The organism is Acidovorax sp. K2F (assembly GCF_025246485.1).
In the GTDB taxonomy this organism is placed as follows: Bacteria; Pseudomonadota; Gammaproteobacteria; order Burkholderiales; family Burkholderiaceae_C; genus Acidovorax; species Acidovorax delafieldii.
In genome coordinates this window covers 35,241-59,852 of sequence record NZ_JAOBSQ010000003.1, presented here as the reverse complement: position 1 = coordinate 59,852, position 24,612 = coordinate 35,241, and the positions used below count along the sequence as shown (strand labels likewise).

The window sequence follows — 24,612 nt, the reverse complement described above, 5'->3', positions numbered from 1 at the left end:
GCTGCCAGCGCCCATCCGAAAAGCGCTGACAGCTATTGTTTTTGAAGTAACGCACCATGCGCCTCGGCATCCGCCTGCTGTTCGCCTTCTTCCTCATCAACGGCATCGCCGCGTTCTTTGTGCTGCGCGTGTTCATGGCCGAGATCAAGCCCAGCGTGCGCGAGGTGATGGAAGACATGATGGTGGACACGGCCAACATCCTGGCCGAGCTGGCCAGCGAGGACCTGGCCGCCGGGCGGCTGGCGGCACAGGCCAACAACAGCAGCACCAGCCCGTTTGCCCAGCATGTGCGGCGCTACGCCACGCGGCCCGTTGATGCGGCCATCTGGGGCTTTTCCAAGCAGTCGCTCGACTACCGCATCTATGTGACCGACACCACGGGGCGCGTGCTGTTCGACTCGGAAAACCGTGCCATCGGTGCCGATTATTCGCAGTGGCGCGACGTAGCCCGCACGCTGCGCGGCGAGTACGGCGCGCGCTCTACGCGCGATGTGGAAGATGACGACACCAGCGGCGTGATGCATGTGGCCGCGCCCATCTACGTGAACAGCCAGATCGCGGGCGTGCTCACCGTGGCCAAGCCCACGCGCACGGTGCAGCGCTTCATCGACCGGGCCGAGCGCAAGGTGTTCATGGGCGGGCTTTTGCTGCTGGCGCTCTCGGCCGCCGTGGGCGTGGCGGTGACGCTGTGGATGGTGTGGAACGTGCGCCGCCTGCGCGACTACGCCCTGAGCGTGCAGGGCCCGGCCGACGGCGAACGCCACGACCCAACTCTTCCGCCCCCCACGGCCCTGGCCGTTCCCGAGGTGCCCGGCGAGCTGGGCGACCTGGCCCGCGCCATGGACCGCATGCGCGCGCGGCTGGAGGGGCGCGACTACATCGAGGGCTATGTGCGCGCCCTCACGCACGAACTCAAAAGCCCCGTGGCCGCCATCCGGGGCGCGGGCGAGCTGCTGCAGGACGAGCTGCCCGCCGCCGACCGCACCGAGTTTGCGACCCAGGTGGTGCAGCAAAGCGAACGCCTGCAGCGCATCATCGACCGGCTGCTGGAGCTGTCCAAGCTGGAGCAACGCCAGCACGCCGAAGGCCGCGCGCCCGTGGCGCTGCACGACTGCGCCGAGGCCGCCATTGCCCAGACCCGCGCCCGCGCGGGGCAGCGCGGCATCACGCTGGCATTGGAAGGGCACGGCACCAGCGGCCCGTGGGAGGCCGAACTGGTGACGCTGGCGCTGACCAACCTGCTGGACAACGCGATCGACTTTGCGCCCGCAGGCAGCACGGTGCGGGTGGAACTGGACGGCGCCACAGTGGCCGTGCAGGACAGCGGCCCCGGCGTGCCCGACTACGCGCTGCCACGCCTGGGCGAGCGTTTCTTCACCACCGCACGACCGGGCGGCGAGCGCAGCGGATCGGGCCTGGGGCTGGCGATTGTGCAGCGCGTGATGGCGCTGCATGGGGGCCAGATGGTGGCGCGTAATACGGCGCCGGGGCTACGGGTGGAGCTGGTGTACCGCGCCGCCTGAGCAGCGAAAACCACCGCCAGCGATCCCCACTTCACACTGGCCTCACAAACTTCATAGCGCCCTCACAGCGCGCCACAACACTGCCTCCACAACAGTCACTTGTGGAGGATCTTTTGTTCAAACACCCCTTGTTTACCAAGCTGGCGGCGCTGACCGCCATCACCGTGTTGCTGCTCTTTGGCCTGGGCCTAATCGAAGACGTGGTGCGCGACCGGCTGCGCTACCGCAGCATCACCGCTCAAAGCGTGGCCGAGAGCCTGGCGGGGCCGCAGACGCTGATGGGCCCCATGATCCACAGCGCCTGCGTGGAAAGCTGGGATGAAGAAGTCGGCAAGGGCGAGGAGCGCCGCATGGTCGAAAGGCGCCGCGAGTTCATCCTGACCGCCATGCCCGAGCAGCTCAAGCTCACCACCGGCGCCGCGATGGAGGAACGCGCGCGCGGGCTGCACAAGGTGAACACCTACAACCTCAAGGCCAACGTGACGGCGCAATGGGGTTCGCTGGCCAGCCTGCTGCCGCAGAGCAGCATGAAGAATTCGCGCATGCACTGCGGCGCACCCATTGTGATGATGGCCGTGGGCGACGCGCGCGGCATCCGCACCGCGCAGTTCACCATGGGCAGCCAGGCGCTGGCCCTCAAGCCCGGCACCTTCCACCCTACCTACAGCCGGGGCCTGCACGCGGTGCTGCCCGAATCCGTGCGCGGCAAGGCCGATGGCCTGACCGCCACACTGGACCTGGAACTGGTGGGCACCGAGCGCCTGGCCATCGTGCCGCTGGGCGGCAACACCGAGGTGCTGATGACCAGCAGCTGGCCCCACCCGTCGTTCGCCGGGCGCTTTCTGCCTTCGGAACGCGAGGTAAAGAAGACCGGCTTTTCGGCCCAGTGGCGCCTGTCGTCGCTAGCCACCACGGCGCAGGCCGACATTGCGAACGGCAAGCGCATCTGCCTGGGCGCGGATGAAGGCAGCGACTATGCACACAGCGGGGCCACGCCGGGCGACTGCGCCGACAGCTTCAGCGTGGCCTTCATCGACCCTGTGAATCCCTATTCCTTGTCGGACCGCGCGACCAAGTACGGTGTGCTGTTCATCGCCCTCACCTTCGTGGCCGTGGGCCTGTTCGAGCTGATGAAAAAGCTGCGCGTGCACCCGGTGCAGTACCTGCTGGTGGGCAGCGCGCTGTGCAGCTTCTTCCTGCTGCTGGTGAGCCTGTCGGAGCACCTGCCGTTTGGCATTTCGTACGCGGTGGCCGCGAGCGCGTGTGTGCTGCTGCTGGCCTATTACGCCAGCCACATGCTGGGTGCGCTCACGCGCGGTGTGCCACTGGGGGCGGGCATTGCGCTGCTGTATGGCCTGCTGTACGTGCTGCTGCAGCTCGAGCAGACAGCGCTGGTGGTGGGTGCGATTGCGCTCTTCCTGGTGCTGGCAGCGGTGATGGTGCTGACGCGCAAGGTGAACTGGTACGGCCTGTCGCAAGGCGGCACGCCCCCGCGCCCCACCATGCCGCCCGTGCAGCGCCCCGCAGCCCCGCGCGCGGAGGCTGCATGAACGCCGCCGCGCAGACCACCCGCTGGGCCCAGTACCTGGCGCAGGCCCAGGCCCTGACGCCGCCCGCCAGCACCGGCCCCGCAAGGGGCCCTGCGCTGACCGCCGCCGAATCGGCCCGCGTGCAGCGCCACCGCGACCAGTTGATGGCGGCCCTGCGGTCGCAGGACCGGCTGGCCTTGCACTGCGCCAAGCAGCAGGTGCTGGACGCAGCCTTTTGCCCCCACCGTGCCGAGGCGGACCACAGCCACGGAGGGCCTGCAAGCGGCGCTGCAGATTCGCCCGCCCTGCGCCGGGCGCTGCGCGACCTGGCGTGGCGCACCGCGGCCTTGCGGTTGCCGCGCCGCCCGGAGTTCTGAAGGTGTCCCGAGGGCCGTGCGCAGGCCCCTGGGGCACAATTTTTAGTAAAAACGGGTGGTAGCGCTAGTGCAATATGCGCCAGCAGCTATCAAAAGCAGAGCATTTACACCACCACAGTGCGGCTGCGCCCCTCGCGCTTGGCGGTGTAGAGCGCAGAGTCCAGCAGCCGCAGGGTGATGTCCAGCGGCCGCAGCGGGTCGAACAGGGTGAGCCCCATGCTGACCGACAGCACCAGCGCCGGCTCGATGCCGGGCAGCGGGTGGGCGGCCAGCGCCGCATGCACACGCTCGGCCACCACCTGTGCCTGGTCGAGCCCGGTGGCGGGCAACAGGGCCAGAAACTCCTCGCCCCCCCAGCGCCCCAGCACATCGGCCGCGCGGAAGGCGTCGCGGCACAGGGTGGCAAACAGCTGCAGAGCCTGGTCACCCACATGGTGGCCGTACACGTCGTTCACGCGCTTGAAGTGGTCCAGGTCCATCATCAGCAGGCTGGCTGGCTCATTGCCGCGCTGCAGTAGTGCCCATTCCTGGCGCAGGCGATCGGTGAACGAGCGGCGGTTGGCCAACCCGGTCAGCACATCGGTGTGGGCCAGCACCGCCATCTGGTGGCGCGCCGCCTCCAGCTCCATCAGCATCTGGCCCTGGCGGTCGTTGGCACGCTTGAGCTCCAGCAGCCGGATCACCTGGCGCGCCAGGGCGGACAGCAGGTCCTGCACCTTGGCTGACAGCTCGCGCGGCCGGTGGTCCAGCACGCACAGCGTGCCCAGCACAAAGCCATCGGGTGTGACCAGCGGCGCCCCGGCGTAAAAGCGCAGGGGGTTCTTCTGCGTGACGATCGCATAGTGCGCAAAGCGCGGGTCTTGTGCCAGGTCGGGCACGATGAAGACGCCGGACTGGCGGATGGCATAGCGGCACACCGACTCGCTCAGCGGGGTTTCGCGCAGCGCAAACCCCCGGGCGGCCTTGAACCACTGGCGCTGGCTGTCCAGCAGGCTGATCAATGCCACCGGCGCTTCGCACACGTAGCCCGCCAGGTCGGCCAGCTCGTCGTAGGCGGGCTCCATGGGCGTGTCGAGAATGCCGTAGCGCTGCAGGGCCTGGAGACGGGCCGTGTCGTCGCAGGGGTCGTCGGGAGGGGTGGTGTCGGCCATGATGCGAAGCGGCCGCGCCGCCCCCAATTGCCTTGAGATGGGGCAGCATGCCACACAAGCAGGACGGCTGCACGGGTGGAAGCCCGATGGCCCCCGGGTCACGCCAGAGTGGTGCTCTGGCCGTGCCGTGCCTGCCTCTGGTTTGTTCGTTCAGCGTCTGCTGGCGCTTGCCGCTGCGGGCGGACAGCGCAGCTGCGTTGCTGTCAGGCAGCCACAGCGGGCGCGGTATCGCGTTGGGCAGCGGGCTCGCTGGCACCCGGGGCGTCGGCGTCCGAACACGTGGCCCCACCGCAACCGTGAATCAACGCACCCGGCAACGCACCGGGCGCGTGCACCACGCCTGTCACAGGGTCAAACCCCACACGGCGCAGGTGCAGGGCCAGCGAGGCATCCATGCTCTGCGCATGCTGCGGAAACCATAGCGCCAGCTCGCTGGCCATCACGCGCAGCACCTTCAGGTCGCCCTGTTCGGCGCGGGCCGTGCCTTCACGCATCACTTGCAGCACCACCTTGTGCTGCATGCTGTGACAGTTGCCCGATGCAAATCGGGTGGAGGCCATCCAGTCGTCTTCCTGCCCGAAATGCTGCTCGGTGTGCTCCACCAGCGCGCACCAGCGGGGCAGCAGGTCGGCGTCACCGGCTTGGTCCACAGCGGCCAGCAAGTCGACGAACTCCCGGTGGGTGTCATCCATCAGGGGCAGGTCGAGGTTCAACGCATCAGACCATTCGAGGTGGGCCATGGGACTCCTTGGGCGGGCAGATCAAACGAAGGTGCGAGCTTAGAAGCCCCGGCCCGGCCGGGTGTTGATGCAGGTCATGGCAACGCCATACGCAGCCAGGCCCTGCACCGCGCGTGGCGGGCAGGGCCTGGTGGTGCAAGGGATTTGGGCGCCCAGCGCCCGCACCATCAGCTCTGGCCGTACATGCGCTTGGCGTCGTCCACACACTTGGACTTGAGGTCGCCAGTCATCGTCTCGCAGCGCTCCTTGGCAGCCTTGTAGTTGGCTTCATTCTTCTCGGCGGTGGCGTCCTTGCGCGCCTCGGCCACGTTGGCGGCCTTCTCGGCCGCTGTGTCTGCAGGCTTGGCCTGGGCGGCGGCCACCTTGGCATTTTCCTTGGCCTTCACATGTTCGGCCTTGGCATCCTTCACGCACACGTCCTTGGCGTTGCCGGTCAGGTCGTCGCACTTTTCCTTGGCGACAGCGTAGGCGGCGTCGGCACGGGCTTCAGCCACCTTCTGGCTGGCCTTGGCGCTGGGCTTGTACTGGGCTTCGAGCTCGGCCTTGGCCACGTCTTCGGTGCCCTTGGCTTCCTTCATACAGATGTCCTTGGCGTTGGCCTTGAGGGCATCGCATTTTTGCTTGTTCATCTTGTAGTCCGCCGAGATGCTGTCCTTGGCGGCCTTGTGCTCTGCGGGGGTCATGGCAAAAGCGGTGGTAGCCATCAGACCGGCGGCGCAGGCGGCGATCAGGGTGCGTTGGAATGTCATGGTTTTCTCCTCGATGAAATTGAATGCAATGGGTGTGAATCTTGTAGGGGCGGCGCGCCAGGGGTGGCCTGGCGGGGGCGGGGCGAAAGCCCCGCAGCGCGGTCGCGCTATCAGTCGTTGAAGCGGAAGTCGGGGTGGCGGTCCTGCCATTCTTTGAGCTGCTTTTCGGCCACGTCTCGGGCGATGCCCTGGCGCTCTTGTAGCTTGCCCAGGAACTGTTCGCGCTTGCCGTCGATGACATCGAAGTCGTCGTTCGTGAGCTTGCCCCACTGCTCGATCATCTTGCCCTTGAACTGCTTCCAGTTGCCCTTGATGGTGTCTTCATTCATGGTGTGACTCCTCAAAAAACTTCGCTTCAGCCATCCACTCGGAGTGCGTGGAACCTTTGCGTGATGCGATGGGATTCACTGTAAAAATGATCTGGCGATGGCGCCGTAGTCCATGCCACGCAGCACACGTCAGCACAGGACTACGGGCGTGACGGACATCGCCGATGAAGTCGGCTCCCACCCTCTGGCGAAGACGAGCGAGGGCTCCATGCAAGGTACAAAGTGTTGCAATGGCCCATCATTCAGGCCGTTGGCACAGCGGACATTGCATAGGCGTGTTTCGCTTGGTAACACTTGTGTTTCCAGGCGGGCGTGGCGTGTGATTTAGTCATGACTGTGCTGCCAGCGGCAGACTTTTTGACCACGACCACCATGACACATCCATACGAGGAGACTCTGACAACCGCGGTTGCAGAGGCACCAGAGGGCCTGCCCCTCCCCCCCGAAAACCCCACCACCGCCAGCAGGGCCCACGCGCCCTTGCTGACCGCGCTGTTTGCGTCCACCGCCCTGGCCGCCTGCGGAGGCGGCGGTGGCGACAGCGCGCCAGGCACGGGGACACCCAGTGCACCTGCGCCATCCACCCCCTCGCTGGGCAACTACGCCCATCCCTCCGCCGGCACGGACAACGAGGCCGCCCGCTTTCTGCTGCAGGCCCAGTTCTCGGCATCGACTGCCGAAATCGCGGCGCTGCGCACCACCACCTACGCCGACTGGCTGGAGAGCCAGTTCAATGCGGGCCCCAGCCAGGGCGGCTGGGACTGGCTGAACCAGCGCGGCTACGCAGACATCAGCAACGACACGGCCTACTACGACAACTCCTACCCTGCCGATTACATGATCTGGTACCAGCTCATGAAGTCGCCGGACGGTCTGCGCAAGCGGGTGGCGCTGGCACTGTCCGAAATCTGCGTGGTCTCGCTCAGCGGCGTGGACATCACCTGGCGCTGCCATGCCATGGCCTGGTACTGGGACCAGCTGGTGAACAACGCGTTTGGCAACTACCGCTCGGTGCTGGAGAACGTGACGCTGAACGCGGCCATGGGCTACTACCTCAACACCCGTGGCAACCAGAAGGAAAACGCCGCCACGGGCCGCCAGCCCGACGAAAACTATGCCCGCGAGGTCATGCAGCTCATGTCCATCGGACTGGTCGAGCTGAACCTGGACGGAACCCCCAAGAAAGACGGCGCCGGCAAGCCCATTGACAGCTACACCATGAACGACGTGACCAATCTGGCACGCGTGTTCACGGGCTACGACTACGACCAGACGCAGAACGTGCCGACCACCGTGCCAGGCACCACACGGGTGGTCTCCAACACCACCTTTGCGCGGCTGCCCATGGCGCTCAATGCATCGCGCCACTCCACGCTGGCCGCCACCTTCCTGGGCACCACCGTGCCCGCCAACACGCCCGGCGCCGCGGCACTCAAGACCGCGCTGGACACCTTGTTCAACCACCCTAACGTGGGCCCCTTCATCGGCAAGCAGCTGATCCAGCGGCTGGTCACCAGCAACCCGTCACCCGCCTACGTGGCCCGGGTGGCAGCCGCCTTCAACAACAACGGCGCCGGCGTGCGGGGTGACCTGCGCGCAGTGGTCAAGGCCATCTTGCTGGACGACGAGGCACGCTCGCCCACCGGGCTGACCCAGCCTGGCTTTGGCAAGCTGCGCGAGCCCATGCTGCGCTTTGTGCAGTGGGGCCGCACCTTTGGCATCAACTCGGTGCAGGGCAGCTGGAAGATCGGCGACCTGAGCGACCCCGGCTCGCGCCTGGGCCAGAGCCCGCTGCGTTCGCCCTCGGTGTTCAACTTCTTCCGCCCAGGCTACGTTCCACCATCCACGGCCCTGGCGGCAGCGGGCGCCGTGGCACCCGAGTTCCAGCTGGTCAACGAGAGCAGCGTGGGGGGCTACCTCAACTACATGCAGGGCGTGATCCGCAACGGCATCTTTGTGAATGCCCCGGAGCTGCCCAACAATGCCAGCAGTTCCAACAACGGGTACGACATCAAGGCCAGCTACGCCAACGAGCTGGCCATCGTGGCGGATGCGGACGCACTGGTCGCACGCATCAACCTGCTGATGTGCGCAGGCCAGCTGTCCGCAGCCACCGTCAAGCTCATTGCGGACGCGCTGAAGGCAACGCCCGTCACCGCCGCCAGCACCGACGCCGTCAAGCTCGACCGCGTGGCGGCCGCCGTCTTCCTGGTCATGGCTTCGGCCGAATACCTCGTTCAAAAGTAAGCCCTGCCATGCACCTGCTTCAACCCGAACTCCACACCCGCCGCGCGTTTCTGCGCCGCTCCACCCAGCTGGGCCTTGCGGGCACGGCCCTGCCCTTTGCGCTCAACCTGGCTGCCATGGGCGAGGCGGCGGCCTTCAACGCCACCGACTACAAGGCGCTGGTCTGCGTGTTTCTGTACGGCGGCAACGACTATGCCAACACCGTGGTCACCTACGACGACGACAGCTACAACCGCTACAACACCATCCGAGGCGGTGGCTCAGGCCAGACGGCGGGTGGCATCGCGCTGGCCAAGGCAGCCCTCGCCCCCACGCTGCTGACACCCACCACGCCGCTGCCCGGCGGCCGCCAGTACGCGCTGCACCCGGCCATGACGGGGCTGGCTGGCCTGTTCAACAACGGCAAGGCGGCCGTGCAGCTCAACGTGGGCCCGCTGGTGGTTCCGCTGACGCGCGCGCAGTACAACAGTGCCGACCGCGCCACCTACCCCGTGCCGCCCAAGCTGTTCTCGCACAACGACCAGCAGTCGGTGTGGCAGTCATCCTCGCCCGAGGGCTCCACCGTGGGCTGGGGTGGCAACATCGGCGACCTGGCGCTGTCCTCCAACGGCAATTCGCTGTTCACCTGTATCTCGGTCACGGGCAATGCGGTGTTCCTGTCGGGCGACTCGGCGCTGCAGTACCAGGTCAGCACCAACGGGGCCGTGGCCATTAACGGTGTGAAGAACCGGGTGTACGGTTCTTCAGCGGTGCAGAGTGCGCTCGCATCGCTCATCCAGCAGCCACGCACGCAAACGCTGGAGAACGAATACAACCGCGTGACCACCCGCGCCGTGACAGCCGAAAGCCAGATCACCAACGGGATCGCGGGCGTGACGCTGGCTACCACCTTCCCCAACAACAACTCCCTGGCCAACCAGCTCAAGATGGTGGCGCGCCTCATTGGCGCACGCACCAGCCTGGGCAGCAAACGCCAGGTGTTCCTGGTGTCGCTGGGGGGGTTTGACCTGCACGACAACCTGATCGCGCAACAGCCGGTGCTGATGCAGCGCGTGAGCGAGGCCATGACCGCGTTCTACAACGCCACGGTGGAGTTGGGAGTGGCCGACAAGGTCACGGCGTTCACCGCCTCCGACTTTGGCCGCACGCTCAGCTCCAACGGCGATGGCTCGGACCACGGCTGGGGCAGCCACCACTTGGTGGTCGGCGGCGCCGTCAAAGGCAAGGCCTTCTATGGCAGCGCGCCGCCGGTCAGCATCACCAACACGGCCGCCCCCGAGGACCAGTGGCATGTGGGCCAGGGCCGCCTGCTGCCGTCCACCTCCGTGGACCAGTACGCCGCCACCCTGGCCAAGTGGTTTGGCGTGGCCGACAACGAAATGGCGGGAGTGCTGCCCAACATCACGCACTTTGGCGCAGCGGCGGGGCGGCCGGACTACCCGGTGGATCTGGGGTTCCTGTAACTCGATGGAGCCCCCGTGACCCAGGGGCCTGCAGGTCGCGACCACGGCAAGGGCCTGGGCCACCACCCGGCTCCCCAATAATGGCAGCATGACGACTCCCTCTGCTTCCTCGCTTCGCCCCCGCGTGGTCATCATCGGTTGCGGGTTCGGCGGCCTTGAAGCCGCCCGGGCTCTCAAAAGCGCGGCGGTGGATGTGACCCTGGTGGACAAGACCAACCACCACCTCTTCCAGCCCCTGCTCTACCAGGTGGCCACGGCCGGGCTGTCGGCCCCGGCCATTGCGGCGCCCATCCGGCATCTGTTCCGGCAGCAGCGCAACGTGACCACCTTGCTGGGCGAAGTCATCCGCATCGACGTGGGCCAGCAGTCCGTGCATCTGGCAGACGGCGCCACGCTGCCGTATGACCACCTCATCGTGGCCGCCGGCGCCACACACAGCTACTTTGGCCGCGACGACTGGGCGGCCTACGCGCCAGGGCTCAAGACGCTGGACGACGCGTTCGAGATCCGCCGCCGCGTCCTGCTGGCGTTCGAGGCAGCAGAGAAGGAGCCCGACCCCGTACGCCGCGCAGACTGGCTCAACTTTGTGGTCGTGGGCGCAGGCCCCACGGGCGTGGAGATGGCCGGCACGCTGGCAGAGATTGCGCGCCACACGCTGCCTGGCGAGTTCCGCCACATCGACCCCGCGAGCGCGAAGATCATCCTGCTCGAAGGCGGTGCACGCGTGCTGCAGGCCATGCCCGAGGCCCTGAGCCAGCGCGCCAAGGAACAACTGGAAAAGCTGGGCGTGGACGTTCGCCCGGGCGCCCGCGTCACCGCCATCGACAGCGATGGCTTGAAGGTCGAATCGCCTGCAAGCGTCAGTACATCAAGCGCAAATAGCTATCAAATAAATAGCAAATGCATTGTATGGGCCGCCGGTGTGGCTGCGTCACCCCTGGGCCGCCACCTGGCGGATGCCACCGGCGCCAGCACCGACCGCGCGGGCCGCGTGGTGGTGGAGCCCGACCTGACGCTGCCCGGCCACCCCGCGATCAGCGTGATCGGCGACCTGGCGGCGGCCAAGAGCCACGTGGCCGGCCACGAGCCCACGCCCGTGCCCGGCGTGTCGCCCGGCGCCAAGCAGATGGGCCGCGCCACGGCGGCCAACATCCTGCGCCGCCTGGCAGACCAGCCCACCCAGCCGTTTCGCTACCGCGACTACGGCAACCTGGCCACCATCGGCCGCAACTCCGCCGTGGTGGACCTCACCTCGCCCGCCGGGCCAGTGCGGTTCTCAGGCTACTTTGCGTGGCTGTTCTGGCTGTTTGCGCACGTGTACTTCCTGATCGGCTTTCGCAACCGGCTGGTGGTGCTGCTGGACTGGGCCTGGGCGTACTGGAGCTTTGCACGCTACGCGCGGGTGGTGACGGGCATTGAACGCCATGAGACCGCGCCCCCGTCCCCGACACCGCCGGGCACCTGACGGCCACGCGCGCTGCGTGGCGCAGCGGCCAAAGCCAGTGCCTTGCCTGCAGGCTCTCGCCACAAAGACCTGTTGCGTTACGGCCCCACCTGCTCCACCCACGCCGCCAGCTCACTGGCCAGCTGGCCCGACGCCGCTGCCAGAGCGGCCACGCCGCCCGCCGCATCGGCCGACTTGGCGGGCTGCTGCACGATGAACACGCGCTGGCCGCGCAGCGATTCGCCCGCCGGGGTCAGCTCGACCACCGTGGCGCGCAGGCGCACCACCCCGGCGCTGTCGCTGGGGCTGGTGAACAGGTGGCTGAACTCCTCCAGCTCGGTGCGCAGCACCAGGGGCAACTTGTTGCCCTGGGCGGGCTCGCGGGCCTGGGCGGCGCCGTCGTCGGCCTTGAGCACGGCGCGGCGCTGGCCCAGTTGCTCGCGCAGGCGCTGCTGCAGCAGCTGTGCAGGCGGCTGGCTCCAGCGGGCCTGGCTGTAGGGGCGCAGCTGCTGGGCGTCGGCATAGGCCAGGCGGTACAGCACGGCGTTCCCCCCCTCGGGCAGACCGGGGGCGTCCATGTCGGCCATCGCCAGCGGAGGCAGGGGCGCACGGCGGTCAGAGGGCACGGTGGCCAGCGGGCCGGGACCAAAGTCATACAGCACGGGGCGGGCCGGAGGCGCTGGCAGGGCCGAGCAGCCCGTGAGCACCAGCACCGCCGCCAAACCACAGCCCCACAGCGCAGTAGCGCTAGATGAATATGCCTTGGTTGCTATATTTTTAATAGTATTCATGTTCACTCCTCACAGAGGGCCTGCGCCACCAATGCAGCGCGGGAGGGGGTCCAGCTCACGGGGTGCCGCCAAACCCTGGCTCACCCGGCCCGGGCGGGATGCGCCCCGAGCCATAGATGAACAGCTGCGGGTTGTCGCTGATGCCCCCCGCAGCGCGGCCCATCTGGCGGGCGGCGCGGGCCGTGTCGTCCGCGGCGCGGTTCACTCGGGGCAGGGTCGCGGTGCTGAACTGGTCCGCTGCGCGCGCCAGCGACTGGGTGCCAGCGGTGATCTGGTCAATGGGGCCACCGTCGGCGTTGAGCCGCTGGTTGGTCTTGCCCAAGTCCACCGCCAAGGCCGACACACTGGCGCCCGCCTGCTGCAATGACTGCAGGGTCTGGCGCGCATCGCTGGCCAGGGGCGGCAGCGCGGCCAGGGCCGGGTCCAGGCGCTGGGCCACGGTGGCATCGAGCCGCTGGGTCAGGGTGTTGACGCTGCCGGCGGCCTGGCCAATGCTGGACAGCGCCTCGGTGAGCTTTTGCTGGTTGTTGTCGCCCAGCAGCTGGTTGATGCGGCGCGTGGCCTCTTCGACCTGGCCGAGGATGGCGGGCGCCTGTTCGGCCAGCTTGCCAAACGGCGAGGGCTTGAGCGGCAGGCGCGGCAGGCCGCTGGGGCCGGGAGGCAGCTCGGGGTAGGGCTTCTCGGCATCGTCCAGTTGCACGTGTGCCAGGCCGGTGACGCCCTGGTAGCCCAGCACCGCAAAGGTGGTGGGGCTGATGGGCGCCTGTTCGTTGACCGCAATACGGATCAGCACGTTGCCGCTCACCTGGGGGTCGAACCCGATGCGCGTGACCTTGCCCACGGCCACGCCCTTGTAGCGCACGGTGGCCTGGGGCTGCAGGCCACTCACGCCGTCGCGGGTGGAGAGTTCGTACTGCTCGTAGTTGGCGTTGTCGCGCGTGAGCCAGATGGCCAGGCCTGCCAGCATGGCGGCCACCACCAGCACAAAGATGCCTGCGGCGAGGGCGTGGGATTTGTTTTCCATCAGGGATGTTCCTTGTCGGGCGCAGGCACGGCTGCGGTCTGCACCGGGGCCTGCTGCACAGGGGGCACGGGGGCCATGGCGCGTTGGCCACGTTCGCCCATGAAGAAGTGCTCGATGAACGGATGCGAAAAGTGCGCCACCTCGTGCGGCGGACCAGTGACGATGACCTTCTTGTCCGCCAGCACCGCCACGCGGGTGCTGAGCGCGAACAGCGTATCCAGATCATGCGTGACCATGATGACCGTGAGCCCCAGCGCCGCGCGCAACTCGCGCAGCAGCGCGCAGAAGTCGTCAGAGCTGCTCGGGTCCAGGCCCGCCGTGGGCTCGTCCAGCAGCAGCAGCGGTGGATCCATGATGAGCGCGCGGGCCAGCGCCACGCGCTTGACCATGCCCCCCGACAGGTCCGCCGGCATGCGCGTGGCGTGTTCGGGCTGCAGGCCCACCATCTGCAGCTTGACCAGCGCGGCATCGCGCACCAGCTCGGCCGGCAGCGTGCCCTGCTCGCGCAGCGCAAAGGCCACGTTGTCGAGCACGTTGAAGGCCGAAAACAGCGCACCGTGCTGGAACAGCATGCCCACCCGGCTGGCTGCCCCCTCGCGCCCCATCTCGGACGCGGGACGGCCCAGCACGGTGACCTGCCCGCGCGTGGGCCGGGCCAGGCCCAGGATCTGGCGCAGCAACACCGTCTTGCCCGTGCCCGACCCGCCCACCAGCGACAGCATCTCGCCGCGCTGCACGGTGAAGTTCAGGTCCTGGTGCACGGTGAAGGTCTCGTTGCCCTTGCCAAACTGCGTCCAGAGGCCTTGCACGTCCACGATGGGCGGCTCGCCGGGCGCGACGGCGATGTGTTCGGGCTTGGCGATGCGCTCAGTCATATGCCGATGTTCTTGAACGCTATGGCAAACAGCGCGTCCACGATGATCACCATGGTGATGGACGACACCACCGACGCCGTCGTGCCTTCGCCCAGGCTCTGGGTGTTGGGCTTGACGCGCAGGCCCCAGTGGCAGCCGATCAGCGCAATGAACGCGCCAAACACCACCGACTTGGCCATGGCCAGGCCCAGGTTGCCGATCTTTACCGCTGCGGGCAGTGCCTGCACAAAGTACGACGGCGAGATGTCCATGGAGATGTCGGCGGCCAGCATGCCGCCCGCCAACGCCGCCAGCGTGGTCCACACGCTGATGAGCGGCATCGCCAGCGCCAGCGCCAAGGTGCGTGGCATCACCAGCCGGAACCCGTGCGGGATACCCATCACGCGCATGGCGTCCAGCTCCTCGGTCACCCGCATCACACCGATCTGTGCGGTGATGGACGAGCCGGAGCGGCCCGCCACCAGGATGGCCGCCAGCATGGGCCCCAGCTCGCGGATCAGCGAGATACCCAGGATGTTGACGATGAACGACTCGGCACCAAACTGCCGCAGCTGCAGGCTCATCAGGTAGGCTAGCACCACACCGATGAGGAAGCCCACCAGCGCCGTGATGGGCAGCGCCGTGGCGCCCATGCGGTACAGATGGCCGGACACATCACGCCATGGCCCCTTGCGCGGTGCGCGTGCCAGGCGGCCCAGGTCCAGCACCAGCTGGCCCACCATCTCCAGCAGGTGGCGGGCATGGTCCACGCCATGCAACACCAGCACGCCCAGGTGATCGACCTGTTCGCCCAGGCGCCAAGGCTCAGGCGGCGGTGCAACACAGGTGAACTGCGCCACCCGTGCCAGCATGGTGCGCTGGCTGTCGGTGCAGGCCAGCTGTGCGGGCCAGGCGTGCTGCCAGTGGTTCCACAGCAGCTGCGCGCCCACATGGTCCAGCCACTGCAGCTCCCGCAGGTCCCAGCCCAGCGTGGGGGCGGGGGGTGCGCCGCGCAGCTGGTCCGACACGGCCTCCCATTGCGCCGCGTTGCCCAGCTCGGCCGCACCCCAGCGCCCACGCAGCTGCGCACACGGCCCTTGGGGCGTATCGGCGCGGACGATGTGGGGAGCGTGGTCGGTCATGGGTCTGGCCGCCAGGGCAGCCGCAGGGGTGGGGTCGTCAAGAAGCAGCAAGGAAGAGCGTGCATGGTAGCGGAGCGAATCCTGCACGCGCTGTCGGACACGAGCCTGTCAAGCACAGACAGGCGGCGAAGCGTGTAATTATTATCAAATCAGCGCCAAGCGCAATCAATTCAAGCATCAGCAGCTACCAAAAGTGTAGCAATAGGCACACACCCTATCGACAGGGCCTGCCCCATCCGCACAATGGCCCACCGTTACCACCTTTGATCGGCACCGCCCCTCCTCCATGAGCGACACCACGTTTGACACCATCATCATCGGCGGAGGCACAGCCGGTGCCTTGCTCGCCAACCGCCTGAGCGCCGACGGCCGCCACCGCGTGCTGCTGATCGAGGCCGGCCGCAAGGACGACTACCACTGGATCCACATCCCCGTGGGCTACCTGTACTGCATCGGCAACCCGCGCACCGACTGGCTCTACAACACCGAGCCCGACGCGGGCCTGAACGGCCGCACCCTGCGCTACCCACGCGGCAAGACGCTGGGCGGCTGCAGCAGCATCAACGGCATGATCTACATGCGCGGCCAGGCGCGCGACTATGACCAGTGGGCCGAGCTGACGGGCGACGCCAGCTGGCGCTGGGACAGCGCCCTGCCCTACTTCCGCCGCCACGAAGACCACTGGCGCCTGGACCAGCCCGGAGGCGTGAACGAAAATTTCAAACGCCTGCACGGCAACAAGGCCACCGGCAGCACCGGCGAGTGGCGGGTGGAGAAGCAACGCCTGCGCTGGGACGTGCTCGACGCCTTTGCCCACGCCGCGCAGCAGGCCGGCATCCCCGCCACCGACGACTTCAACAGCGGCAGCAACGAAGGCGTGGGCTATTTCGAGGTCAACCAGAAAAGCGGCTGGCGCTGGAACACCGCCAAGGCCTTTTTGCGCCCCACCTGCTACGGCCGGCCCAACTTCGAGATGTGGACCAGCGCGCAGGCGTCCAAGCTCCTCATCGAGACCCAGCCCGACGGCAGCCAGCGCTGCACCGGCGTGTTGGTGTGGGACGGCCACGAGATGGTCACGGCCCGCGCGGCGGGCGAGGTGATCCTGAGCGCAGGCGCCGTCAACTCGCCCCAGCTGCTGCAGCTGTCGGGCATCGGCCCCGCCGCACTGCTGCGCCAGCATGGCATCGATGTGGCGGTGGACCTACCGGGCGTGGGTGCCAACCTGCAGGACCATCTGCAAATCCGCGCGGTGTTCAAGGTGCAAGGGGTGCAGACGCTCAACACCATGGCCAACTCGCTGGTCGGCAAGGCCAAGATCGGGCTCGAATATGCGCTCAAGCGCAGCGGGCCCATGAGCATGGCGCCTTCGCAGCTCGGTGCGTTCACCCGCAGCAGCCCCGACCAGCCCTATCCCAACATCGAGTACCACGTGCAGCCCCTGTCGCTCGATGCGTTTGGCGAGCCGCTGCACAGCTTTCCGGCCTTCACCGCCAGCGTGTGCAACCTCAACCCCACCAGCCGGGGCACGGTGAACATCAAGAGCGCCGACTTCAAGGCCGCGCCCGCCATCGCGCCCAACTACCTCAGCACGCCCGAAGACCGCCAGGTGGCCGCCGACAGCCTGCGTGTCACGCGCCGCATCGTGGCCCAGCCCGCGCTGGCCAAGTACCAGCCGCAGGAGTGGAAGCCCGGCGTGCAGTTTGAAAGCGACGAAGACCTGGCGCGCCTGGCGGGTGACATTGCCACCACCATCTTCCACCCCGTGGGCACCACCAAGATGGGCCGCGACGGCGACCCGATGGCCGTGCTGGATGCTCAACTGCGCGTGCGCAATGGGCGCGGCGGCGTGGTGGCCGGCCTGCGCGTGGTGGATGCGGGCGCCATGCCCACCATCACCAGCGGCAACACCAACTCGCCCACGCTGATGATGGCGGAGAAGGCGGCGGAGTGGATCATCCAGGCAAGGCGGGCGGCGTGAGTACCATCGCGCCGATGTACTCCTCCACTTTCATCTTTGCGACGAAGAACCTGTTCAAGCTATGTTCGGGGTCGCGCAAGCGCTTTGCCGGGATGGGGTGCTAGGCGCGGTGCGCGGTGGATAGCTTGGCTATCCACAAGCGCCGCAACACCGCAGACCGCCCGGCAAGGCACTTGCCCGAAGGGTTGGAGTGAAATCGGGTGATTGAACGCCCCGGCTGCTTGCATGGGCACGAGCCCATGCGGCGCACCCGAAGCATCCACTCATCCCGATTGCACTCCAACGCGATCCCCGAACATAGCTTGAACAGGTTCTCAATTCGACGACGCCTTTCACCGCCTGGACGAGGCGATTGCCACCGCCGCCCGTTCCATCGACGGCTACCTGGGCGAGGAGTCCTGGACGGACACGGGCAACGGCCTGGTGTCCAACGTGTACTACTGGCAGTCGCTGGAAGCCTTGCAAACGCTGATGCAACACCCCGCGCACCTGAAGGCCAAGGCCGCGCAGGCGCAGTGGCTCAATGGCTACCAGGTGGTGATTGCGCAGGTGCTGCGCACCTACGGCGACAACCAGCTGACCGGGCTGCTGCCCACGGCCGGGCTGTTCACGCAAGGCACTGCGCCCCACTGATTTTTTCAAGCCCTGGCGCCCAGGTCCCTGCAGCGTTCAGCGGATGCCGCCCACATAGCGCGGCACCTCGGGCCCGGGCTCGGGGGGCGGTGCAGGGCGCGAGCGCACAGCCTGCGCCGCCACATCCAGCAGCGGACGGCGCGGCGCTGCAAGGGGAGTGGCGTGCAGGGCGTGCTCCAGGCGGTCGGCCCACTCGGCCAGATCGGGCGCGTTGTCGTCCACAGCGCGCTGGCGCGCGAACCGCACGATCTCCTGCGCATAGTCGGCGTTGACCGCCATCCATTCGGTATCGGTCACGCGACCCGTTTTGCGCCGCAACAGCACATGCAGGTGGGCGGCAATTGCCAGCTTGTCGGAATCGGACATGGTCGGCTCCTTAATGCATTGGGGTCATCCATCGGACTGCACCTGCTTGCCCGCGTTGCGCAACGATGCGGGAGCGGGGAAGGCCTGCCGGGTCTCTCGGGGGCTCATTCAGCCGCCCAGGCGCTCGCGGTGCTGGGCAATGTCCAGCCCAGTCTGTTCGCTCTGTTCGTCCACCCGCAGGCCCATCGCAAAGTTGATGACCCACAGCAGCGCGGCCGTCACCACCAGGCTGTAGGCCGCCACGGCGCCCACGCCGATGGCCTGGGTCAGCAGGCTGCCCGCCACCCCGCCCACGGTCTTGCTGGCCAGCACACCGGTGAGCAGTGACCCCACGATGCCGCCAACGCCATGCACGCCAAATACGTCGAGCGAGTCATCCACCCGCAGCAGCCGCTTGAGCCCCGTCGCGCCCCAGTAGCAGGCCAGCCCGGCCACCAGCCCAATCACCACGGCCGAGCGCAGCGCGACAAAACCGGCGGCAGGTGTGATGGCCACCAGCCCCGCCACCAGGCCGGAGCACAGCCCCAGCAGCGACGGGCGCCCGCGCACCACCCACTCACCCAGCATCCACGACAGCGCACCGGCCGCAGCGGCTAGGTGCGTCACTGCCATGGCCAGCCCGGCGCGCCCATCGGCCGCGACCGCAGAGCCCGCGTTGAAGCCAAACCAGCCCACCCACAGCATGCCCGCGCCCGCCATGGTGAGCCCCAGGTTGTAGGGCTCAAACGGCTCGCGCCCATACCCCGCGCGGCGGCCCAGAAACCAGGCGCACACCAGCCCCGCCACGCCCGCGTTCACGTGCACCACCGAGCCACCCGCAAAATCCAGCGCGCCCATCTGCGCCAGCCAGCCACCCGGCTCCCACACCCAGTGCGCCACGGGCGCATAGACCACCAGTGTCCACAGGCTGATGAAGACGAGCATGGCCGAAAACCGCATGCGTTCCACAAACGCGCCCACCAGCAGCGCGGCCGTGATGATGGCAAAGGTGAGCTGGAACATCGCGTACACCGACTCCGGGATCAGCGGCGCAATGTGACTCACAGCCAGCTTGCCCGCCTCCAGCTGAAAGTCGAGCCCGGCAAAGCCAGCACGGTCCCAGCCGCCGAGCCAGGCGCTGCCCGGTGTGAAGGCCAGTGAATACCCCGCCGCAAACCACAGCAGGCTGACCAGCGCTGCAATGGCCACCACGCTGGCCATGGTGTTGAGCACGTTCTTCCTGCGCACCATGCCTGCGTAAAACAGCGCAATGCCTGGCAGCGTCATCAGCAGCACAAGTGCGGTGGAGGTCATCATCCAGCCGGTATGGGCTGCATTCACCGTGTCCTGGGCCACCAGGGCGGGGCGCGTGAGGGGCGCCGCGACTGCAGGAGCCTCTGGCACGCCCTGGGCCAGCGCGCAGGTGCACAGCCCCAGACACAACGACACGACCGCAAACACCCGGTGGTTGACTGCACGCATGCACGCTCCCTTTCGCAATTTGTTACAAGCGCATTGCACGAGCCATGCCAGCCAGTTGCCCCCGAATCGGGGCACAGAGCGCCCCCGCAAGCCGTCCGGCGCCCAACAACGGGGGGCGGGAAACCCCCAATGCACCAGCAGGGTGCAGCCGTTACAGTCACGGCACTCGAAAGCGCGCTTCGGTGTGCCAAGCGAGGGGCCCGAGGAGACAACCTTTCTACCAAGAACCACATTCAAAACACCCAACGAGGTGTGAACCCTTTCAGGCGCTGGCGATCCCAGCGCCTTTTTCTTGCCCGCTCGATCCTGAGCGGTCCTGAATCGATAGCAGGCCCGGTGCGACAATCCTGCGATGGAATGGATTTTGATGACCCTGGCCTCGCTGCTCGCGGGCTTTGTGGATGCGATCGTGGGGGGCGGTGGACTGGTGATGGTGCCCGCGCTGTTTGCAGCTTTTCCGGGGGCGCCCCCAGCCACCCTGCTGGGCACCAACAAGGCGGCCTCGGTCTGGGGCACCGCCATGGCCACCTGGCAATACAGCCGCAAGGTGCAGATCCGCTGGTCGGCCATGCTGCCTGCTGCTGCCGCCGGTTTTGCGGGCTCGTTCGTGGGCGCCTGGGCCGTGACCGTGGTGTCGGCCGACTTCCTGCGCAAGCTGCTGCCCCTGGTGCTGCTGGGCGTGTTGCTCTACACCCTGGCCAAGAAGGAGCTGGGGCGGCACCACACCCCCCGGTTTGCGGGCCGGGCCGAGGTGATCGCCGCCTGCCTGATTGGTGTGCTCATCGGTTTTTATGACGGGTTCTTTGGCCCGGGCACCGGCAGCTTCTTCGTCTTTTTGTTCGTGCGGCTGCTGGGCTACGACTTTCTCAATGCCTCGGCGTCGGCCAAGCTGCTCAACTGCGCCACCAACGTCGCCGCCATTGCGCTGTTTGCCGCCAAGGGCCATGTGTGGTGGCACTTTGCGGTGACGCTGGCCGTGGCCAACGTGCTGGGCAGCCTGCTCGGCACCCACATGGCGCTCAAGCATGGCACCGGCTTTGTGCGGGGCATCTTCATCGTGGTGGTGAGCACCCTGATCCTGAAGACGGGGTACGACGCCTTTCTGCGGTAGGCCTGCTCTTCACGCACCGGGTGTCGGTCGCCAGGGTGGCACCCAACTTGCAACGCCCCGTAAGGCCTACCACCAGGGCGCTCCGAGGTCATCGGGGTTGCCCTGCATGGCCCGAATGTGAACGCGCGTCCTATAATTTCCGCACGTTTCCGTTTGATGACGAGGCCCATCGCCAATGGCGATGTCCGCATCCACCCGCTCCGGCCTGCCTACCCGCAGGCCGGATTTTTTGTACCTGAACCACCCCCACAGGAACCTGTCATGCAATTTTTCAAGTCTGCCCTTGTCACCGCCGTGGCGCTGTGCGCTGCCCTCGCCGTCCAGGCCCGCACGCTGGACGAAGTCAAGAAGGACGGCAAGATCATCGTGGCCACCGAGGGCCAGTTCGCTCCCTTCAACTATTTCGAAGGCACCAAGCTGACGGGTTTTGAGGTGGAAGTGGCGGAGCTGGTGGTCAAGAAGATGGGCCTGAAGCTCGAATGGAAGACCCTGGGCTTTGACGCCCTGCTGACCGGCCTGGGCCAGAACCGCTGGGACGCCGTGATCGCCTCGCACGGTGTGACCGACGAGCGCTCCAAGGCCGTGACCTTTGCCAACCCCCATTACTGCTCGGGCGGCATCATCGTGGCCATGGACGACAAGATCCGCAACGCCAAGGACCTGACCGGCAAGGTCGTGGCCGTGCAGACCGGCACCAGCTACCTGGAGCAGGTGAAGAAGGTCAGCGGCGTGAAGGAGGTGAAGAACTTCCCGCAAGACACCGACGCCCAGCGTGCCCTGATCTCCAAGCGCGTGGACGCCTGGGTCAGCGACAAGTTCGTGGCCAAGGAAGCCGCTGCCAAGAACGCCAAGGCCGGCTTCAAGCTGGGCGACATGCTGTTCATCGAGCGCATCGCCCCCGCCATGGCCAAGGGCAACACCGGCCTGGCCGATGCCTGGAACAAGGCGTTCACCGAAGTGCTGGCCGATGGCAGCTACGCCGCCGTCTCCAAGAAGTATTTCAACGAAGACGTGCGCTGCAATTGATATGACGGCACATGGGGTGCGCAGAAGGCCGGGAGCCTCTGCGCACCTTTTGCCTTTTGTGGCGGCGCAGGCCAATGTCCCTGCCGCCCACCCGATTTCCAACCAAGACCTTCTGGTCGTCTGATCCATGCTTCTCGCTCTTTGGCCACAAAGCTGGTCCCGACAGCAGCGCAGCAATGCCACGCTGGTCGCTGCACTGGTGGTGATGGTGCTGGCCCTCTCGTTGCTGGGCCAATTGCTGTCGTTCTTCCCTGACCCCATCGGACCCAATGCCCAGGCGTTTTCTGAAGGTGCGCGCACCACGCTGTGGCTCACGCTGGTCAGCGGTGCCGTGGGCCTGGTGCTGGGCACAGCTGCGGCGCTGGCCCGCACCGCCCGCTGGACGCCCGTGCGCTGGATTGCTGGCGTGTACATCTGGGCCATTCGCGGCACACCGCTCTTGGTGCAGATCCTGTTTGTGTACTTTGCGCTGCCGGTGCTGGTGCCAGGGCTGAACCTGCCCGACTTTGCCGCCGCCGTCGTGGCGTTGGGACTCAATGTGGGCGCCTACAACGCCGAAGCGCTGCGCGCGGGCCTGCTGGCCGTGCCACGCGGTCAGACCGAGGCCGCCCGGGCGCTGGGCCTGGGCCGCATGCATGTGTTCATGGACGTGGTGTTTCCGCAGGCGTTCAAGATCTCATTGCCGCCGCTGGTGAGCAACTTTGTGGCGCTGCTCAAGGACTCTTCGCTGGCCTACGCGATCGGCGTGGTGGAGCTGACCAACGTGGGCAACCGCATCCAGTCGGCCACGTTCCAGCCCATCGCCACGCTGACCACGGTGGCCATCACCTACCTGCTGCTGACCACACTGGTCACACAGATCTCCAACGCCGTCGAGTACCGCTTTGACGTGGAGGGCCGCAACCAATGAACTCCAACGTTCCACCCAAGCCCTACATCGTGGCCGAGCGCGTGTGCAAGTCGTTTGGCGCGCACCAGGTGCTCAAGGACGTGTCCACCGTGTTCCACACCGGCGAGGTGACGGTGATCATTGGCGCCTCGGGCTCGGGCAAGAGCACCCTGCTGCGCGCCATCAACCGCCTGGAGCCCCACGACAGCGGGCGCATCACCATCGATGGCGTGGAGGTGTGTGACGACCTCACCACCCTGCAGCGCCAGCGCTGCGAGGTGGGCATGGTGTTTCAGCAGTTCAACCTGTTCGGCCACATGAGCGTGCTGGACAACGTGACGCTGGCGCCCCGCCGCATTCGCCGCACCCCGCGCACCCAGGCCAACGACGAGGCCATGCAGCTGCTGCGCCGCGTGGGCATGCAGGACCATGCGCACAAGTACCCCTGGCAGCTGTCGGGCGGGCAGCAGCAGCGGGTGGCCATTGCCCGCGCACTGGCCATGCAACCCAAGGTGATGCTGTTCGACGAGCCCACCTCGGCGCTGGACCCCGAGATGGTCAAGGAAGTGCTGGACGTGATGCGCGGCCTGGCCCGTGGCGGCATGACCATGATCGTGGTGACCCACGAAATGGGCTTTGCGCGCGAGGTGGCCGACCGGGTGATGTTCTTCGACCAGGGTCGTATCGCGCACGATGCGCCGCCGCAGGAGTTCTTCAGCAACCCGGCCAACGACCGCATCCGCGCGTTCCTGGGCCAGGTCAGCCACTGAACGGGCACGCTGCACACTCTGCAAAGCAGAGGCCACCGGGCAACCGGTGGCCCTTTTTCTTTGAACACGTTCTTGTTGGTTTGGAGAATTCTTCCAATGCGTACTGAACGCTGGGGCCTGATGGCCCTGCTGGCTGTGACCGTGGTGTGGGGCACCACCTTCCCGGCGATGAAACTGCTCTCGGCGCACCTCGACGCACTGCAGATCATCTGGCTGCGGTTTGTGATCGCACTGCTGGTGCTGGCGCCGCTGTGGCGCGGCATGCTGCGCCACGAGCGGCGCTGGGGCTGCGCGCTGGGGTTGCTGCTGTTCCTGGCGTTCTGGCTGCAGATCGAGGGCCTCGCGCGCACCAGCAGCAACCGCAATGCCTTTGTCACCGGGCTCAACGTGCTGGTGGTGCCGCTGATCGCGATGGCAGCACTGGGGCGGCGCTACGGCTGGCGGTTGTGGGGCGCCTGCGTGATGGCGCTGGCAGGCATGGCGCTGATGTTCCACGAGAACGAGCCCTGGAACCTGGGCGACACGCTGACGCTGGCCAGCACCGTGTTCTATGCGCTGTACATCCTGGCGCTGGAGGAATGCGCGCGCCGCACGGCCGCACAGCCCCTGCGTGCCACCCGCATGGCCGCCGCACAGGCCACGGTGATGGCGCTGGCCTCCACCACGCTGCTGCTGGCGCAGGGCGGCAACATGGACTGGCTCCGCTCCGCCGCCGACCTGCCAACGGATGCCTTGGTGGCACTGCTGTATCTGGGCCTGCTGGCCAGCGTGGTGGTAGTAACGCTGCAGGCCTGGGGCCAGCAGCGCGTGGATGCCATGCGCAGCGCCATCGTGTTCGGGCTGGAGCCGGTGTTTGCCGCGCTCACGGCGTGGGTCTTGCTGGGCGAGCAGCTGGGCTGGGCCGGGCTGAGCGGGGCGGCGCTGATTGTGGCAGCGCTGGTGTTCAGCCAGCTTCAGCCGTCACCGCGCACCGCCAGCGCTTAGGACAGCGCTGAAAAAGGCCCTCGGCGGCAAG

Annotated in this window: 23 protein-coding genes; 13 read left to right on the top strand and 10 right to left on the bottom strand. The window is 67.1% G+C overall.

All coding sequences use genetic code 11. The features are described from left to right. Positions 1 to 56 precede the first annotated feature (56 nt). The 3 genes from creC to N4G42_RS01865 all read left to right on the top strand — a co-directional run bounded on the left by creC (position 57) and on the right by N4G42_RS01865 (position 3,429). On the top strand, positions 57 to 1,523 hold the full coding sequence (creC, locus tag N4G42_RS01875; RefSeq protein WP_260665961.1) for a two-component system sensor histidine kinase CreC: 1,467 nt from the start codon (positions 57 to 59) through the stop codon (positions 1,521 to 1,523). Positions 1,524 to 1,636: 113 nt separating this feature from the next. Beyond that, positions 1,637 to 3,073, top strand: a complete 1,437-nt coding sequence (gene creD, locus N4G42_RS01870) for a cell envelope integrity protein CreD (protein WP_260665960.1) — start codon at positions 1,637 to 1,639, stop codon at positions 3,071 to 3,073. Continuing rightward, complete coding sequence (locus tag N4G42_RS01865; protein WP_260665959.1) at positions 3,070 to 3,429, top strand: hypothetical protein; 360 nt, start codon at positions 3,070 to 3,072, stop codon at positions 3,427 to 3,429. The genes creD and N4G42_RS01865 overlap by 4 nt, the downstream gene beginning before the upstream one ends. A 104-nt stretch (positions 3,430 to 3,533) precedes the next feature. Here the strand turns inward: N4G42_RS01865 and N4G42_RS01860 are convergent, their stop codons facing one another. From N4G42_RS01860 to N4G42_RS01845, 4 genes are all read right to left on the bottom strand, one after another. Beyond that, on the bottom strand, positions 3,534 to 4,580 hold the full coding sequence (locus N4G42_RS01860) for a GGDEF domain-containing protein (RefSeq protein WP_260665958.1): 1,047 nt from the start codon (positions 4,578 to 4,580) through the stop codon (positions 3,534 to 3,536). A 203-nt stretch (positions 4,581 to 4,783) separates the two neighbouring features. Beyond that, positions 4,784 to 5,320: a hemerythrin domain-containing protein gene (locus N4G42_RS01855; RefSeq protein ID WP_260665957.1), complete on the bottom strand. Its 537-nt coding sequence runs from the start codon at positions 5,318 to 5,320 to the stop codon at positions 4,784 to 4,786. 167 nt (positions 5,321 to 5,487) lie between these two features. Next, on the bottom strand, positions 5,488 to 6,069 hold the full coding sequence (locus N4G42_RS01850; protein ID WP_056057507.1) for a hypothetical protein: 582 nt from the start codon (positions 6,067 to 6,069) through the stop codon (positions 5,488 to 5,490). A gap of 110 nt (positions 6,070 to 6,179) precedes the next feature. Next, positions 6,180 to 6,398: a CsbD family protein gene (locus N4G42_RS01845; protein WP_056057504.1), complete on the bottom strand. Its 219-nt coding sequence runs from the start codon at positions 6,396 to 6,398 to the stop codon at positions 6,180 to 6,182. 372 nt (positions 6,399 to 6,770) lie between these two features. Between N4G42_RS01845 and N4G42_RS01840 the strand changes: the two genes are divergently transcribed. From N4G42_RS01840 to N4G42_RS01830, 3 genes are all read left to right on the top strand, one after another. Beyond that, on the top strand, positions 6,771 to 8,645 hold the full coding sequence (locus N4G42_RS01840; protein ID WP_260665956.1) for a DUF1800 family protein: 1,875 nt from the start codon (positions 6,771 to 6,773) through the stop codon (positions 8,643 to 8,645). An 8-nt stretch (positions 8,646 to 8,653) separates the two neighbouring features. Continuing rightward, positions 8,654 to 10,108: a DUF1501 domain-containing protein gene (locus N4G42_RS01835; protein ID WP_260665955.1), complete on the top strand. Its 1,455-nt coding sequence runs from the start codon at positions 8,654 to 8,656 to the stop codon at positions 10,106 to 10,108. A gap of 88 nt (positions 10,109 to 10,196) precedes the next feature. Next, positions 10,197 to 11,573 (top strand): NAD(P)/FAD-dependent oxidoreductase, encoded by a 1,377-nt coding sequence (locus N4G42_RS01830; protein ID WP_260665954.1) that lies wholly within the window; start codon positions 10,197 to 10,199, stop codon positions 11,571 to 11,573. A 77-nt stretch (positions 11,574 to 11,650) separates the two neighbouring features. Here N4G42_RS01830 and N4G42_RS01825 read toward each other — a convergent pair whose 3' ends face one another. The 4 genes from N4G42_RS01825 to N4G42_RS01810 are packed head-to-tail and all read right to left on the bottom strand — an operon-like array spanning position 11,651 to position 15,363. Next, on the bottom strand, positions 11,651 to 12,343 hold the full coding sequence (locus N4G42_RS01825) for an ABC-type transport auxiliary lipoprotein family protein (protein WP_260665953.1): 693 nt from the start codon (positions 12,341 to 12,343) through the stop codon (positions 11,651 to 11,653). A gap of 55 nt (positions 12,344 to 12,398) precedes the next feature. After that, positions 12,399 to 13,367, bottom strand: a complete 969-nt coding sequence (locus tag N4G42_RS01820) for an MlaD family protein (protein ID WP_260665952.1) — start codon at positions 13,365 to 13,367, stop codon at positions 12,399 to 12,401. Then, entirely contained in the window at positions 13,367 to 14,242 is an 876-nt protein-coding gene (locus tag N4G42_RS01815) for an ABC transporter ATP-binding protein (RefSeq protein ID WP_260665951.1), read from the bottom strand. Before N4G42_RS01815 ends, N4G42_RS01820 begins: the two co-directional genes overlap by 1 nt. After that, the gene (locus N4G42_RS01810; protein ID WP_260665950.1) at positions 14,239 to 15,363 is read right to left on the bottom strand and encodes an ABC transporter permease; all 1,125 of its coding nucleotides are present in this window, start codon (positions 15,361 to 15,363) and stop codon (positions 14,239 to 14,241) included. Before N4G42_RS01810 ends, N4G42_RS01815 begins: the two co-directional genes overlap by 4 nt. A 286-nt stretch (positions 15,364 to 15,649) precedes the next feature. Here N4G42_RS01810 and N4G42_RS01805 point away from each other — a divergent pair, with 286 nt between their 5' ends. Together N4G42_RS01805 and N4G42_RS01800 are read left to right on the top strand one after the other, a co-directional pair. Continuing rightward, positions 15,650 to 17,341, top strand: coding sequence for a GMC family oxidoreductase (locus tag N4G42_RS01805; protein WP_260665949.1), 1,692 nt, complete (start codon positions 15,650 to 15,652; stop codon positions 17,339 to 17,341). A gap of 339 nt (positions 17,342 to 17,680) precedes the next feature. Beyond that, entirely contained in the window at positions 17,681 to 17,974 is a 294-nt protein-coding gene (locus tag N4G42_RS01800; protein WP_192419808.1) for an antibiotic biosynthesis monooxygenase family protein, read from the top strand. 36 nt (positions 17,975 to 18,010) lie between these two features. Here the strand turns inward: N4G42_RS01800 and N4G42_RS01795 are convergent, their stop codons facing one another. Together N4G42_RS01795 and N4G42_RS01790 are read right to left on the bottom strand one after the other, a co-directional pair. Next, the gene (locus tag N4G42_RS01795) at positions 18,011 to 18,340 is read right to left on the bottom strand and encodes a hypothetical protein (protein ID WP_099731498.1); all 330 of its coding nucleotides are present in this window, start codon (positions 18,338 to 18,340) and stop codon (positions 18,011 to 18,013) included. A gap of 108 nt (positions 18,341 to 18,448) precedes the next feature. Then, positions 18,449 to 19,801, bottom strand: a complete 1,353-nt coding sequence (locus N4G42_RS01790) for an ammonium transporter (RefSeq protein ID WP_260665947.1) — start codon at positions 19,799 to 19,801, stop codon at positions 18,449 to 18,451. A 352-nt stretch (positions 19,802 to 20,153) separates the two neighbouring features. Between N4G42_RS01790 and N4G42_RS01785 the strand changes: the two genes are divergently transcribed. The 5 genes from N4G42_RS01785 (at position 20,154) to N4G42_RS01765 (ending at position 24,581) form a co-directional block, all read left to right on the top strand. Next, complete coding sequence (locus N4G42_RS01785; protein ID WP_056742136.1) at positions 20,154 to 20,912, top strand: sulfite exporter TauE/SafE family protein; 759 nt, start codon at positions 20,154 to 20,156, stop codon at positions 20,910 to 20,912. Positions 20,913 to 21,173: 261 nt separating this feature from the next. Continuing rightward, complete coding sequence (locus tag N4G42_RS01780; RefSeq protein WP_260665946.1) at positions 21,174 to 21,938, top strand: ABC transporter substrate-binding protein; 765 nt, start codon at positions 21,174 to 21,176, stop codon at positions 21,936 to 21,938. 127 nt (positions 21,939 to 22,065) lie between these two features. Beyond that, positions 22,066 to 22,848 carry an amino acid ABC transporter permease gene (locus N4G42_RS01775; RefSeq protein WP_056057473.1) on the top strand — a complete coding sequence of 261 codons (783 nt, stop codon included), beginning with the start codon at positions 22,066 to 22,068 and terminating at the stop codon, positions 22,846 to 22,848. Then, on the top strand, positions 22,845 to 23,597 hold the full coding sequence (locus N4G42_RS01770) for an amino acid ABC transporter ATP-binding protein (protein WP_056057470.1): 753 nt from the start codon (positions 22,845 to 22,847) through the stop codon (positions 23,595 to 23,597). The genes N4G42_RS01775 and N4G42_RS01770 overlap by 4 nt, the downstream gene beginning before the upstream one ends. 96 nt (positions 23,598 to 23,693) lie before the next feature. Further along, on the top strand, positions 23,694 to 24,581 hold the full coding sequence (locus N4G42_RS01765; protein WP_260665944.1) for a DMT family transporter: 888 nt from the start codon (positions 23,694 to 23,696) through the stop codon (positions 24,579 to 24,581). Positions 24,582 to 24,612: the final 31 nt, after the last annotated feature.